Raw genomic sequence first — 13,917 nt, 5'->3', positions numbered from 1 at the left:
CTCCTAACTCCTAACTCCTAACTCCTAATTTTTAACTAAATTGTCAACGCACTCCAAGTTCGTTGGCCAACTACTCCATCCACACCTAAATTTTGCTGGTTTTGAAAGGCTTTGACAGCAGTCTCTGTTAGTGCGCCAAAAATCCCATCTACTCTCACAGCATAACCGTTAGACACTAATAACTGTTGTAAGGCTCTGACAGCAATACCAGAACTACCGAAATAAAGAGTCGGTAGAGGCTGGCTACTAAACTTCTGAAACCGTCCTGTAGCCTTTGTACGGACTTTACCTCCAGACTGAAAAGACTTCTTAGGCTTACCTAAATTAGAAGAAATTAGTCCCAGATTCTTTTTGCTAATTTTCTGAAGTATGTGTTCTTTTTCTAGTTTTAGCGCTGAGAGAGAAGCCTGGGAAATCTCATCTGTCTGCATAAATTCAGGTGGCGTAACTTTAGCAGCTATCTCTAACTGACTCTGTTTTGACTGGTTTACATCATTTTCCATCTGAAATAATTGCTGCTGTGGCAAATTGATCCCAGATCCTTGTCTTATTGTTAACACGCCCGTCATCATCAGGCCAATTTCATTCATTTTAGTTTATTTTACTTCAACCAATATTTCTTTTAACCAACATTTGCTGTCCGGGATAGTACATACTGACCAAATAAAAAGTCATGTACTAATTTTTCCAGGTAATATTTTCATGTTCATATTTGCTCACCCCCGATCCCATTTAATCAGATTAATATCATTAATCAAGCCATCAAGTTATCAGACATACTATCTAAATCAATGGTTTAGACAATAACATACTAAGTAAGTCGCTGTGAATATTTATCATCAGGTTCAGACAGGAGGCAGGTGGTCACTGAGCGTAGTCGAAGTGAGGCAGAAGGCAGAAGGAAAGAGGGTTTTAGTCCACTTTACTTTTATTAACATAGTTTGATTTTTCCCGCCTGTTCTACTTATACGATCGCCAGGGAATCGCATCAAACAAATTTATCTAGTTATATTTAGCTCATGCTTGATATGCTGATGTTACTTTTATCATGTTTATACTGCCAGTAAAAATACTACTTAATTCATTGAGGCAGTTTTTTAACTATTGATTAAAAGCTCTTAATTTCAAATACTTTTTATCAATCACAATTTCTGTAAATACGGTTTACTTAAGGATTATTGGTCTTTGAAGACGCGATTTATCGCGTCTCTACAATAAGGGTTTTGTTGCTCATTCTGAACTGTATTGCAACTTATGTCGCTCCTTCAAGCTATTCTCGAAAAGCTCACACTTTCACCTCAAAAGAATGAAACCGCACAACCTTGTTGCACGGTATGGAATTTGAGTTAAAGTTTAGATACTACATGAAAAAATTACACAGAGGCACTGAACATAATGTTTGTGCAATTCTCTTTTCTAATCTGTGTTAATTTTTATATCATTTTGAAACTTTGAGAAAGAATGCACCTTAATCAAAAAGTGTGTAGGTGTAGGTAGCCCTTAGATATCGCTTAGTACTCTAAGTTGTGGATATTGAAAAACTTTTTACCTTTTATCATCTCGCCACAAAGCAATACCGCCTAATAAACCAGTGATATTGGGGATGAGTTTGACATTTAACGGGAGCTGTAAATTCACTCTCACCGCTTCACCACCGCCAATGTAAAGGTAGTCATAATTAAACAGATGTTGCAAGGATGCGATCGCTTTTTCTAAACGCCTATTCCATCTTTTCTCACCAATTTTTTCTAACTCTGCACGCCCCAACTGTTGCTCAAAAGTCTCTCCTTTGCGAAACGGATGATGCCCCATTTCCATATTTGGTACCAGCTTACCATCTACAAATAAAGCCGAACCAAACCCCGTACCCAGAGTAATCACCAATTCGACACCTTTACCAGCGATCGCACCAAATCCCTGCATGTCTGCATCATTAATCACCCGTACAGGCTTGTTTAAGTGTTTTAATAATGCTTTTTCCAAATCAAATCCGATCCAATCTGGATGTAAGTTTACCGCTGTTTCTGTGACTCCACAGCGCACCACACCAGGAAAACCGACCGAAACGCGATGAAATTCACCTTGAGCCGCTGCTAACACCACAATTGCATTAATTACAACCTCCGGTGTCGCAGGTTGAGGTGTATCTAAACGCGCTCTTTCTGTTACAGGATGCCCCGTAATATCCAAAACCATAGCCTTAACACCACTACCGCCAATATCAACCGATAGGGTACGAATCGATCCATTTTCTTCAACCATTGAGTTACATCCTTGTTAATGCTTGTTATTTCGTTATTAATTATGCTCTGCTGCATTTGATAATATCTTGGATGTTTGGAGAGTCTCTATATTGGTGGAGAGAAGGCAGATGCAGTAAATTTTTCCCCCCTGCCCCCTGCCCCCTGCCCCTCTGCCCCTCTGCCTCTTTACCCTATGCCCGAATGGCACGCTTGTTAAGCACAAACCCCTGATCTAACCGGATGAGAGGGTGTGGGGGGTAGGGTGTAGGGTGTAGGGAATCAAGAAAATGTTGAACTCCTTGACGCAACTAAAGGTTAATTGTCTTAAACACTACACCCAACACCCTACCCCCAACACCCTGCCAAACACGAGGTTTCACGTTTTCTTAGTGACATTCACCCTATGCCCAAAGTTAAAAATCCCATACATTCAATGCCGGACAGCATCTAGATTTGTTAATCTAAGAATAATGGAAATAGTACTAGCGTAGCTGCTTAAAATCTATCGGGCAGCAAATTTCTATTAAAAGTAATATAAGAGAAAAAATTATGACGGCGTTTGAACCTCAAAGCATCCGCTCGTATAGCCAAGAAGATGTCCAACAAATTCTGCACTTAGCGATCGCTCGTCAAGCAGATGATAAAGACACAGAATTTTCTTATGAGCATATATTAGAAATTGCTGCTGAGTTAGAAATTTCACCTGAGTCTTTAAAATTAGCAGAGCGCGATTGGGTATTACAACAGGGCCAAGTTCAACAGCGAAAAGCTTTTGACGCTTACCGCATCAGAAGATTTCAGAAGCGTTTAAGCAAATATGCAATTTCCAATGGTTTTTTTATACTGCTTGATTTAATTACTGGTGGCGGAATTTCTTGGTCGCTGTACATTTTACTATTCTGCGGATTGCCTGTAGCGCTTGATGTCTGGAATACCTTTCAAATCAAAGGTGATGAGTATGAAATGGCATTCCAAAAATGGAGCCGCAACCATCAGATTAAGAAAACCATCAGCACAGTTTTGAATAAGTGGTTTAAGGTATTACAGGCTTAATCAAAACTTTCTCTAACCCTAACCCATCTCTACTTAATTCCCCCCAGAAATCTACGGTGTACACACAAGTCTGAAATAAGCTGATTAACTAGGGTTTTACCCCACCCTAACCCTCCCCTTGGCAAGGGGAGGGAACTGGATTTCTTTTTTCCCCCCGTCGTAAATCCAATAAAATTGGCACGCAAGCTACAAAACCAACTTGCAAAGGGGAGGGAACTGGATTTCTTTTTTCCCCCTTTATAAGGGGGGATTAAGGGGGGTAATTTGACTTGTGTGTACACTGTAGCCAGAAAGGGGGAGAATATTTTGCGATCGAACTTAACTAGATACTGAATTAGCCGCCTCGGAAACCTTCTCAGGGGGTGGAAAGCCACCCATGCGAATCTCTGAAGTGAAGGAAGTGATGCTAAATCCACCAAAACTCTTGAGGACATTTACCCGCATTCGCAAATTGGGGCTAGCAAACCACAGCCGTTCCTCTGAGAATATGTTTTCATCCTCTGTAGTTAGGATTAAAGCACCATCACTGTCAAATTTATAGCGTCCGGCAACTGGAGTTTTATTGGCATCAACTATTTCTCTGAGTAACCTGCCTTGGGTCGGATTATCTGCATCAGGTACCGAAACTAACACAGTTGAACCACTATGTTTTGCTCGATCCTTGTCCATTGTGCCGTTCCAGATAATTTTGGTAGCACAGGAAGCAGAACTAGGATTAATGTTGTAACTTTCACACAGCTTAACTGCTTCTGGATGATCTAATGGCAGCGTCTCAATGATGATATCTGACTTGCTATGTTCTGATTGGTTAAAAGCCAAATGTTGACTAGTGCGATGAGAAAACCATTTACCAGCACTTAACTGAAAAAACTCTTCAATATTCATGAATGAAATTACCCTGCATCAAAATGCTAAAATTCCCACTTAATTATTATTAAAAGCTAGCAGGAGGTTTTAATATTAAGCTTGATTGCCTATTTCCTCAAGCTTCTTGAGGCCAATTCTGGCTGCCTCAGCAACATTGAAATGATTGTCTTTTTCTAAGTATTTTAAAGCTGAGACACTCTTGGGAGTGGGAAGATTTCCCAAGGCTTCTGCCAAACGCTGCCTCACTAACCAATCATCTGATTGGGCGAAGCGCAGGATCTTATCTACAGACTCGATGTCTTGAATTTCTCCCAGTGCAGAGATTGCAGCTTGTTGCAACACGACTTCTTTGCTATCCAATGCCTGAATCAGAATTTGATGGGCACGAGGGTCTTTAATATTACCTAGAGAAACAGCTGCACTAAAACGTACTAGCCAATCAGTATCTTCATAAAATGCCCGTGAAAGCACCTCAAAAGCTCTGGCATCACCCAAATATCCTAAAGCACCAGCGGCATCAGCGCGTATACCATAATCAGGGTCATTTTCGAGAATTTTTACCAAAATAGAATAACATTCTGGTGTTGGCTTGATTCCCAGAGCAAATATTGCCATCGATCGCAGTTGCAAAGATTCATCGTCTAGTACCTTTTTAATTAAAGGCACTGCATCCTCAGCCGCAACATGACGCAGATTAGCAAGGGCTACCATGCGATCGCGTAAATTCGGACTTTCTAGCTGAGTAGAAATTTCTTGTAAGCTTAGAGCTGCCATTTAGTTCAAAGCGTTTTCTTTACTTATCTTAATTTACCTGATTTGTTCATCACGCTGTCGCCCTACTGAAGTAGGAGTTTGGCGACTTTACAAAATGGCTCAATTATGAATAAAAAAGCGATCGCGCTTACACCAGTGAAGGAAATCGGTGTAAAGCCTCTGCCAATTGGGAAAATCACTCGCATTCATCGCCCTCTCTAAGAAAAGGCGTACTTGCCAATTCATTTAAGAAATATTAAGTACATCTTCATCGTGAATTGGTACGAGTAGTTCTGCGTAGGCGTAACTCGTCGTAGACATCGCCAAAAAGCCACAAAACTGGCGAATAACAACACATTAGCATTTTTAAAATAGTATTTGGGATAGCAATTGATTATGTACTTTTGTAAAGATATAACAAGAAGTTGCGTAAAGTTATTAGCTTGACCTGAGTAACTTAATAAGCTAAAACACATCTAATTTGCAGATCAAAATTTTCTCAATATCTTGTGGGGTGGGCCGAAAAGCCCGCCCTGATTATGCAACTTGAATGCTGATTAGCTTACAAGTTCCCTTAAACATAAAATCACAAGCCTAAAAAACTGCTTTGCAAAAATATCTCTAAGAAAAATACAAATGCTAGCAGGAATAGATTGTATGAAAATTAGTAAGCATGAGTCCACAGCTTTTCCTATAGAAATCAAAGTAATACCTACCCAATCAGAGAAAATTATTGACCAGCCTTTAGTAGCTAAGAGCAAGTCAGACTTTGAGAGTAAAGGAACAGCAACAAAAATTTTCTTCAGTTAGTCAGCAGATAGATACAAATCAAGTAGAAACATTAGTCTTACCCAAGACTGAGGTTTCTAGCATTGAACAAACAACCACTAATCATCTGCCACTTTCTTCTCCACTTCCACAAAATGAACTGCGAAAATTGGTAGCGGAGCGCGATACTTATAAAGCACAACTAGAAGCACTACAAATAAAAAATCAGAAGCTTAAGCAAGATATTGCAAAACTTCGTTCAGAACTAACTTTATTACAAACTAGTAAAAGTAGCAGTAGTTAGAGGAATCTCTGATATTTGTCTAAATACTAATTCTTGAGCTAACTTTCATCTAGTAGAATGAATAGATATCTTCAAAAATTAAATATGCATTATCCATAAACCTTATAGAGACATAGTATTGCTACATCTCTACATTCATTTATATTCATATTTTTAACGTGAGTTCGACGAGTGCTATTTTGACCTCTCCCCCAGCCCCTCTCCTACCAGGAGAGGGGAGCAAAAACTCTCCTTACTCGTTACTCCTCTCTCGCCTTTTAAAAGAGGGAGGCTGGGAAGGATATATCTGTGGTTGTACCTACACCTAATGGAGCTGTTACCTTTGGACAAACCCATCCTTTAGTTGTAGTTGCTGGGCCATGTTCTGTTGAAAACGAGCAAATGATTGTTGAAACAGCACAGATAGTAAAAGCAGCAGGGGCACAGTTTCTCCGAGGTGGAGCGTACAAACCTCGGACTTCACCTTATGCATTCCAAGGACATGGCGAAAGCGCATTAGATTTGTTAGCAAAAGCTCGCGAAGCTACTGGTTTAGGTATTATCACAGAAGTTATGGATGCAGCTGATTTAGACAAGATTGTTGAAGTAGCAGACGTAATCCAAATTGGTGCCCGCAATATGCAGAATTTCTCCCTACTGAAGAAAGTAGGCGCTACTGGTAAAGCAGTGTTATTGAAGCGGGGACTATCAGCCACAATTGAAGATTGGTTGATGTCAGCTGAATATATTTTGGCAGCAGGTAATCCCAATGTAATTTTGTGTGAGCGAGGAATTCGCACCTTTGACCGACAGTATACACGGAATACCCTTGATATATCTGCAATCCCTGTCTTGCGGACTTTGACTCACTTACCAATTATGATTGACCCTAGCCACGCCACCGGCAAATCAGAGTTTGTCCAACCGATGACCTTGGCTGCCTTGGCAGCTGGTGCAGATTCCTTGATGATTGAAGTTCACCCTAACCCAGCTAAGGCTCTTTCAGATGGGCCTCAATCTTTAACACCAGAAGCATTTGAAGAATTAATGCTAGAAATGGCTTCTTTAGCTAAGTTCTTTGGTCGTTGGTCTAAACAACATAGCCCCACCATTACCCCCAAGTTTGCTGCACGAGTTTCTACCACCGCCATTAGGGCTTTATAAGCGTGCCATTACCCTACCAACAAGGACATCCAATCAGTCCATCATCTGTGCAATCTAAATAATAATTGGAAGTTCAATGAATACAACATCACTCAACAAAAACAAGACTTTTCAATCCTCTGCAACCTCCCTAGTAAATTCCAGTAAAACTGTAGTTGTAGGCAACCAAGACCTAACAATAGACGAAGTAGCTAGTGTGTCCCGTCAGGGTGTTCAAGTACGCCTAACTGATAATCGAGATGTTGTGCAAGGCGTTCAAGCATCGTGCGATTACATTAGTAATGCTGTGGAATCTGGTCAACCAATTTATGGTGTGACAAGTGGTTTTGGTGGCATGGCCAATGTTGTCATTTCCCCTGAATCTGCGGCACTACTCCAGAACAACCTGATTTGGTATCACAAAACCGGAGCCGGACAAAAATTACCGCTAGCTGATGTCCGCGCCGCCATGCTTTTGCGTGCTAACTCCCACTTGCATGGTGCATCTGGTATTCGTCTAGAACTTATCCAGCGTATGGAAACTTTCTTAAATGCTGGTGTCACACCCCATGTATATGAATTTGGATCTATTGGTGCAAGCGGTGATTTAGTGCCTTTATCCTACATTACTGGAGCATTGGTTGGTTTAGACCGTTGTTATACTGTTGACTTTAACGGTGAAGAAATCGACGCGCCGACAGCGTTGAGCCATCTGGGTTTAGAGCCATTGCAATTACTTCCTAAAGAAGGCTTGGCAATGATGAATGGCACCTCAGTCATGACAGGTATTGCTGCCAATTGTGTCTATGACACCAGAGTTTTATTAGCTCTCTCAATGGGGGCACATGCCCTAGCAATTCAAGGTTTGAATGGTACCAATCAATCATTCCACCCATTTATTCATCAGCTCAAACCGCATTCAGGGCAAAAATGGGCTGCGAACCAAATGCTGAACTTACTAGCAGGTTCACGCTTAGTCCGCGAAGAACTAGATGGTTCTCACAACTATCGGGGTGGAGATCCAATTCAAGACCGTTATTCACTGCGCTGTTTACCACAATACATGGGGCCGATTGTAGATGGGATCGAGCAGATTAAAAAACAAATCGAAGTAGAAATTAATTCTGTCACCGACAACCCACTGATCGATGTTGAGAACCAAGTTAGCTATCATGGCGGTAATTTCTTAGGGCAGTATATCGGTGTAGGAATGGATCGGTTGCGCTACTACATCGGGTTGTTGGCTAAACATTTGGATGTGCAAATAGCCTATCTGGTAGCGCCAGAATTTAACAATGGCCTGCCAGCATCTTTGGTAGGGAACCGAGAGCGCAGTGTCAACATGGGGCTAAAAGGTCTGCAAATATCTGGGAACTCGATCATGCCATTGTTAACCTTCTATGGAAACTCGATCGCAGACAGATTTCCTACCCATGCCGAACAATTTAACCAAAATATCAACAGTCAAGGTTTTGCTTCGGCAAACTTAGCGCGTCGCTCAGTAGATACCTTCCAACAGTATATGGCGATCGCTTTGATATTTGGGGTACAAGCAGTTGATTTACGCACCTATTTAGTTGCAGACCATTATGATGCTCGTGCTTGTTTATCTCCTGCTACCAGAGATTTATATATGGCAGTGCGCGATGTCATCGGACAACCAGCTTCACCTGACCGTCCTTATATCTGGAACGACCACGAACAACCTCTTGACGAACATATTGCCCGAATTAGTGCAGATATCGCATCTGGTGGGCAGATTGTGCAAGCAGTTCAAGATATTTTGTCAAGTCTCAATTAAATCTTGAGGACAGTTAAGATGCACAAACAGAGCATTTCACCAAGTATCAGCAAAGCTCCTCCCGGCCCTATCGGCTACCCGATTATAGGTAACCTCCCGCAAATGTTGCGGAATCCACTACAGTTTCTCACGAATGCCGTACAGGAGTATGGCGAAGTAGTCCATCTGGGGGCAATGGGGCCTCAACAACTTTATTTAGTCTCTCATCCAGATCATCTGAAGTATATCCTGCAAGAAAATAGCCGCAACTACATTAAAGGCGAAAACTTTAAATCAATTAAGCAGGTAATCGGTAATGGTCTAGCAGTTGCCGAGGGTGACTCCTGGCGGCGCGAACGCCGCTTAATGCAACCAACCTTTCATCGCCATCGGGTTGGAGCATTAGTCACCTTCATGACCAAAACCATTAGCCAAATGCTAGATACCTGGAGCAGCATCGGCTCAGACAAACCCCTAGATGTCTTTGCACAGATGATGCAACTAGCCCAGAATATCCTCCTCAAGAGTTTGTTAAGCATTGATTCTGAAGACGAAATTTCCGAGATGAATCAAGCATGGGATACTGCTTACGAGTATCTTAGTAGTCAACTATGGGCAGTCTTCAAACTACCTCTATGGGTACCCACACCGAAAAACCGCGCCTTTGTGCAAGCGATGGGAACACTAGATAGAATCGTCTATCGGATTATTCGCTCCCGCCGGGAAAATAGTAATAGTCCTGACGACCTGCTCTCTATGCTGATGGATACTTACGATGAAGAGTCTGGTCAGGGAATGAATGATAAACAACTGCGCGATGAGATTATGACCATCTTTACCGGTGGATTTGAAACCTCAGCAGCTGTACTTGCATGGACTTGGTACTTGCTCTCTCTTCATCCTCACGTCGAAAGTCGGCTTCAAGATGAACTCAAGAGGGTTTTAAATGGGCGTACCCCGACTCTTGAAGATTTACCAAACCTGAAATATACCAGGATGGTACTGGAAGAATCGATGCGGCTTTATCCTGGTGCGTGGGTCTATACTCGTACTAACTTACAGGCTGACGAGGTTGGAGGCTATCACATACCAGCTAACTCTGTAATCATGATTAGCCCTTATGTCACCCATCGCCTACCGGCTTTTTGGGAGAATCCCGAAGACTTTGACCCTGAGCGCTTTACAAAAGAACAAGCGGCTGCGCGTCCCCGCTATGCTTACTACCCCTTCGGCGGCGGCCCACGCCAATGCATAGGTGAGATATTTGCGATGACTGAAATGCAGTTGATAGTTGCAATGGTAGCTCAAAAATATCGGCTGCACTTAGTATCTGGACATCCAGTTGAGGAGGAGCCAATGTTTACATTACGTCCCCGTCACGGCATCCTCATGACATTGGAACCACAAATCAGTTTTGGTGATGTTTACACACCAAATATTCAGAAAGGAATCACACTAAGATAAACGCAAACCTGAATGTAACTGGCTTTTGGGTGTAGGGAAAAACATCACAATAGTTGACGCGGTAATTCTTTCACTTACACCCAGCCCTAGCAATGATTTTAGCTTTGATTCGTGCCATTCTATTCCGAAAGTTTTGTTAACTTAATTTGTTGCCATACTCAGATGAAAGAGAGACTTTTAAGTTATGAATATTGCCAATCATATCGAGCGCGGTCATTTATTATTTCCTGAGAAAATCGCCCTGATTTTTGAAGATAAATCTTTTACTTACAGCCATCTAGATCGGTTAGTAAATCGAGTAGCTAATAGTTTACAAGGATTGGGAATAAGAAGAGGCGATCGCGTGGCCTTGTTTTTGCCAAATATTCCAGAGTTCATTACTTCTTATCTTGGCATTCTCAAAATTGGTGCGATCGCTGTTTCTGTAAATGTGATGTTGAAAAGTTCTGAAGTCAGCTATATCCTTCACGATTGTGCTGCTAAAGCCATCATCACCACAGAGTTAGGTAGTTTGGAGGTATTAGAGGCAGATTTACCCGAATTACAACACATTTTGATTGCAGAAGGTAGCGCCAAAAAGGGGATAAGTTTAGCTCAACTAATAGAAACCTCTTCCCCAAATGCCCGCGCTGTGAAAATGGATCGCCATGCTCCTGCTAGCATAGTCTACACATCAGGAACTACAGGTTTTCCTAAAGGAGCTACTCTTTCTCACGGCAATATCATCTCTAATATGTATTCCCAAAATCGTTGTTGTGGAATGCAAGCTAATGACCAATTATTACTTTTTCTACCATTATTTCATTGCTTTGGTCAAAATGCAATTCTCAATGCTGCACTCAATACTTGTTCCACCCTCGTCCTGCAACGGCGGTTCGATCTGACACAAGTCTTGAATGCGATCGCTACTCATAAAATCACCATGTTCTTTGGTGTGCCGACAGTATTCATCAAAATCTTAAATAGCGACATACCTCAGCAAACCTTTGAGAGCATACGTTATTACTTTTCTGCTGCGGCACCTATGCCAATTGAAATAGCTCAAATTTGGCAGAAAAAGTATGGAAAAGTGATTCATGAAGGCTATGGTTTAACTGAAACATCACCATGTGCATGTTATAACCACGACTTGAAATACAAACTCGGTTCCATTGGCGCTCCCATTGAAAATGTAGAAATGAAAATTGTTGATGCTGACGATCATCAGGTACAGCCTGGTGAATTGGGTGAGATTGTCATCCGCGGCCCCAACGTCATGCTTGGTTATTGGAATCGCCCATTTGAAACTGCTGAAGTCATTAAAAATGGTTGGTTATATACTGGCGATATTGGTCGAATGGATGAAGATGGTTTTTTCTATATCGTCGATCGCTTAAAAGACATGATTAATGTCTCTGGATTTAAAGTATATCCAACTGAAGTTGAAAATGTCATTTATCAGCATCCAGCAGTTGCCGAAGTAGCTATTTATGGCATCCCTGATAGTTTCAAAGGTGAGATAATCCAGGCGAATATCGTAGCTAAATCTGGTAAAGAAGTTACAGAAAAGCAAATTATTGAATTCTGTCGGCAAAGGATGGCAGTCTACAAAATCCCCCATGTAATTAACTTCGTGGATTCAATTCCTAAAAATCCTACAGGTAAAGTACTCAAGCGAGTTCTACGTAAGCAATCAAATCTCAATTCGCCACTATTACCTATTAATTGACAATCCAAACAAACTACCAAAATAAAAAAGATAAATAGAGGTTTCATCGATGCGTCATACTAATATTAGAACTAATCATAAGTCAGTTGAACATACAATAGCTGAACCTGCTATTGGATCGCAATCCACAAGCTCTTCTTTGCTATCCCCTCATGGAAAGCCCAGCTACTCAGAATCAACTGAAATAACAGTTGCAGCAGCTATAGTCAAAATGCTCGAAGATTTGAGAGTACGCCAAGCTTTTGGTCTATTTGGAGGTGGAATTACACCACTGGTAGCTATGCTAGAGCAAAGCTCAATCCAGGTGCTACAATTTCGTCACGAAACCGGAGCAGCCTTTGCAGCTATTGAGTCGTACTTTGCCAATGGTCGTCCTGTGGTAGTATTCACCACAACCGGGCCAGGAATTACCAACGCCCTAACTGGAATGTTTGCTGCACGCTGGGAAGGTGCAAAGGTAATTTTTCTCTCTCCTTCTACCTCAACACAGCAACGTGGACGCTGGGCTTTTCAAGAAACTAGTGCCTACACAATGTCCAATACAAGTATTTTTACTTCAGGAAAGCTGTTCCATTATGCAACGACTATTGAATGCAGCGATGAACTTCCAGTAACTGCTCGCAGACTTGCCTTGGGTTTAGCACAACCTGGTAGCTTTGTTGCACATTTAAGTGTCCCCCCGGTGATTCAGACAAGTTTTCTCAAGGCATCAATACCTCGTATAACTAGCTCACCAATTCTGCCATCTGCGGGAGAAGATACTGTTTGGAAATCTGTACAATTGTTATCTGAAGGGCCATTTGCTATTTGGGTGGGCTTTGGTGCTAAGGATGCCGGAGAAGAAATCCGCCAACTTGCCGAGAGAACCGGATCTGCCGTAATGTGTTCGCCTCGTGCTAAGGGTATATTTCCTGAAGATCATCCTCAGTTTGTGGGTGTCACAGGCTTCGGTGGACATTCCTCAGTTCTGACATATATGCAATCACAAAGTCCTCTGCGCGTACTGGTTTTGGGAACAAAATTGAGTGAATTTACCTCATTCTGGAATCTGGAAATGATTCCCTCACGCGGTTTTATACATGTCGATATTGACCCAGAAGTACCTGGAGTTGCTTATCCATCTGTTGAGACAGTGCCTATTCAGTCTGATGTCGGAGAATTTGTTAAGGCATTATTGAAGCATTTTCCCAAGCGTTCCGATCGATTACCAGTCTTGTCGCTGCCCCGACCCAAATTCGATCCGATTGATTCTCAGAATGATGGTTTAATTAGGCCAGAAATACTGATGGATCGGATTCAACGTGTAATTGTCGAAAATAGTGATGCAATAGTGATTACCGAGGCGGGTAACTCCTTTGCTTGGGGAACCCACTGGCTAAGGTTTAACACCCCTAGACGATATCGAGTCAGTACTGGTTTTGGCTCAATGGGTCATGCTGCTACAGGTGTTGTCGGTGCTGCACTGGCACGCAATAGTAAAGCTGTTGCTATTCTTGGGGACGGAGCTATGCTCATGAACAGCGAGATTAGCACTGCTGTCAAATACAAAATTCCTGCCGTTTGGATTGTACTCAACGATGGCCATTACAATATGTGCGACCAGGGGATGAACTTGTTGGGATTTAACGGTGTAGACGCAGAGATACCCAGTACAGATTTCGTCATGATTGCTCGTGGGATGGGAGCTGATGGCATCCGGGTGGAGCGGGAAGCCGATGTCGAAGCCGCTTTAGAAAAAGGGCTGATTTCAAATGTTCCCTTTGTGATTGATGTCGTAATCGATCCGACCAGACCTGCCCCAATTGGCGCTCGGATTCAAAGTTTGATTTCACAAGTTGCAAAAGAATCTTAATTT

11 protein-coding genes and 1 pseudogene are annotated in these 13,917 nt (G+C 42.0%); 8 read left to right on the top strand and 4 right to left on the bottom strand.

What is annotated here, in order from left to right; genetic code table 11:
• Positions 1–35 precede the first annotated feature (35 nt).
• Both RM049_RS03105 and RM049_RS03100 read right to left on the bottom strand, forming a co-directional pair.
• Positions 36–590 carry a peptidoglycan-binding domain-containing protein gene (locus tag RM049_RS03105; RefSeq protein WP_322703121.1) on the bottom strand — a complete coding sequence of 185 codons (555 nt, stop codon included), beginning with the start codon at positions 588–590 and terminating at the stop codon, positions 36–38.
• 955 nt (positions 591–1,545) lie between these two features.
• Positions 1,546–2,262 (bottom strand): ROK family protein, encoded by a 717-nt coding sequence (locus tag RM049_RS03100; RefSeq protein WP_322684401.1) that lies wholly within the window; start codon positions 2,260–2,262, stop codon positions 1,546–1,548.
• Positions 2,263–2,792: 530 nt separating this feature from the next.
• Here RM049_RS03100 and RM049_RS03095 point away from each other — a divergent pair.
• Positions 2,793–3,296 (top strand): 2TM domain-containing protein, encoded by a 504-nt coding sequence (locus tag RM049_RS03095; RefSeq protein ID WP_322674770.1) that lies wholly within the window; start codon positions 2,793–2,795, stop codon positions 3,294–3,296.
• 318 nt (positions 3,297–3,614) lie between these two features.
• Here RM049_RS03095 and RM049_RS03090 read toward each other — a convergent pair whose 3' ends face one another.
• Both RM049_RS03090 and RM049_RS03085 read right to left on the bottom strand, forming a co-directional pair.
• The gene (locus tag RM049_RS03090; protein ID WP_322703120.1) at positions 3,615–4,181 is read right to left on the bottom strand and encodes a phycobiliprotein lyase; all 567 of its coding nucleotides are present in this window, start codon (positions 4,179–4,181) and stop codon (positions 3,615–3,617) included.
• A gap of 75 nt (positions 4,182–4,256) precedes the next feature.
• Positions 4,257–4,937 carry a HEAT repeat domain-containing protein gene (locus tag RM049_RS03085; protein ID WP_104905234.1) on the bottom strand — a complete coding sequence of 227 codons (681 nt, stop codon included), beginning with the start codon at positions 4,935–4,937 and terminating at the stop codon, positions 4,257–4,259.
• Positions 4,938–5,015: 78 nt separating this feature from the next.
• On the opposite strand from RM049_RS03085, the gene RM049_RS03080 reads away from it, so the two are divergent.
• The 7 genes and pseudogenes from RM049_RS03080 (at position 5,016) to RM049_RS03050 (ending at position 13,914) form a co-directional block, all read left to right on the top strand.
• On the top strand, positions 5,016–5,138 hold the full coding sequence (locus tag RM049_RS03080; RefSeq protein ID WP_322674773.1) for a hypothetical protein: 123 nt from the start codon (positions 5,016–5,018) through the stop codon (positions 5,136–5,138).
• Positions 5,139–5,685: 547 nt separating this feature from the next.
• Complete coding sequence (locus tag RM049_RS03075; RefSeq protein ID WP_322703119.1) at positions 5,686–5,988, top strand: hypothetical protein; 303 nt, start codon at positions 5,686–5,688, stop codon at positions 5,986–5,988.
• A gap of 273 nt (positions 5,989–6,261) precedes the next feature.
• A pseudogene (gene aroF / locus RM049_RS03070) lies at positions 6,262–7,131 on the top strand (3-deoxy-7-phosphoheptulonate synthase); the annotation flags it as partial.
• Positions 7,132–7,207: 76 nt separating this feature from the next.
• Entirely contained in the window at positions 7,208–8,911 is a 1,704-nt protein-coding gene (locus RM049_RS03065; protein WP_322703118.1) for an aromatic amino acid ammonia-lyase, read from the top strand.
• Positions 8,912–8,929: 18 nt separating this feature from the next.
• Positions 8,930–10,354, top strand: coding sequence for a cytochrome P450 (locus RM049_RS03060; protein WP_322703117.1), 1,425 nt, complete (start codon positions 8,930–8,932; stop codon positions 10,352–10,354).
• 184 nt (positions 10,355–10,538) lie between these two features.
• Positions 10,539–12,062, top strand: a complete 1,524-nt coding sequence (locus RM049_RS03055) for a long-chain fatty acid--CoA ligase (protein WP_322703116.1) — start codon at positions 10,539–10,541, stop codon at positions 12,060–12,062.
• 49 nt (positions 12,063–12,111) lie between these two features.
• Entirely contained in the window at positions 12,112–13,914 is a 1,803-nt protein-coding gene (locus RM049_RS03050; RefSeq protein WP_322703115.1) for a thiamine pyrophosphate-dependent enzyme, read from the top strand.
• Positions 13,915–13,917 lie beyond the last annotated feature (3 nt).

The organism is Nostoc sp. DedQUE04 (genome assembly GCF_034530995.1).
Lineage (GTDB): Bacteria > Cyanobacteriota > Cyanobacteriia > Cyanobacteriales > Nostocaceae > Nostoc.
Note: the sequence above shows the minus strand (reverse complement) of the source record. Positions and strands in the feature narration are given on the sequence as shown.

Coding starts and splice junctions, on each gene's coding strand:
- RM049_RS03105 (WP_322703121.1), bottom strand. CDS start 590: ATGAATGAAATTGGCCTGATGATGACGGGCGTGTTAACAATAAGACAA.
- RM049_RS03100 (WP_322684401.1), bottom strand. CDS start 2,262: ATGGTTGAAGAAAATGGATCGATTCGTACCCTATCGGTTGATATTGGC.
- RM049_RS03095 (WP_322674770.1), top strand. CDS start 2,793: ATGACGGCGTTTGAACCTCAAAGCATCCGCTCGTATAGCCAAGAAGAT.
- RM049_RS03090 (WP_322703120.1), bottom strand. CDS start 4,181: ATGAATATTGAAGAGTTTTTTCAGTTAAGTGCTGGTAAATGGTTTTCT.
- RM049_RS03085 (WP_104905234.1), bottom strand. CDS start 4,937: ATGGCAGCTCTAAGCTTACAAGAAATTTCTACTCAGCTAGAAAGTCCG.
- RM049_RS03065 (WP_322703118.1), top strand. CDS start 7,208: ATGAATACAACATCACTCAACAAAAACAAGACTTTTCAATCCTCTGCA.
- RM049_RS03060 (WP_322703117.1), top strand. CDS start 8,930: ATGCACAAACAGAGCATTTCACCAAGTATCAGCAAAGCTCCTCCCGGC.
- RM049_RS03055 (WP_322703116.1), top strand. CDS start 10,539: ATGAATATTGCCAATCATATCGAGCGCGGTCATTTATTATTTCCTGAG.
- RM049_RS03050 (WP_322703115.1), top strand. CDS start 12,112: ATGCGTCATACTAATATTAGAACTAATCATAAGTCAGTTGAACATACA.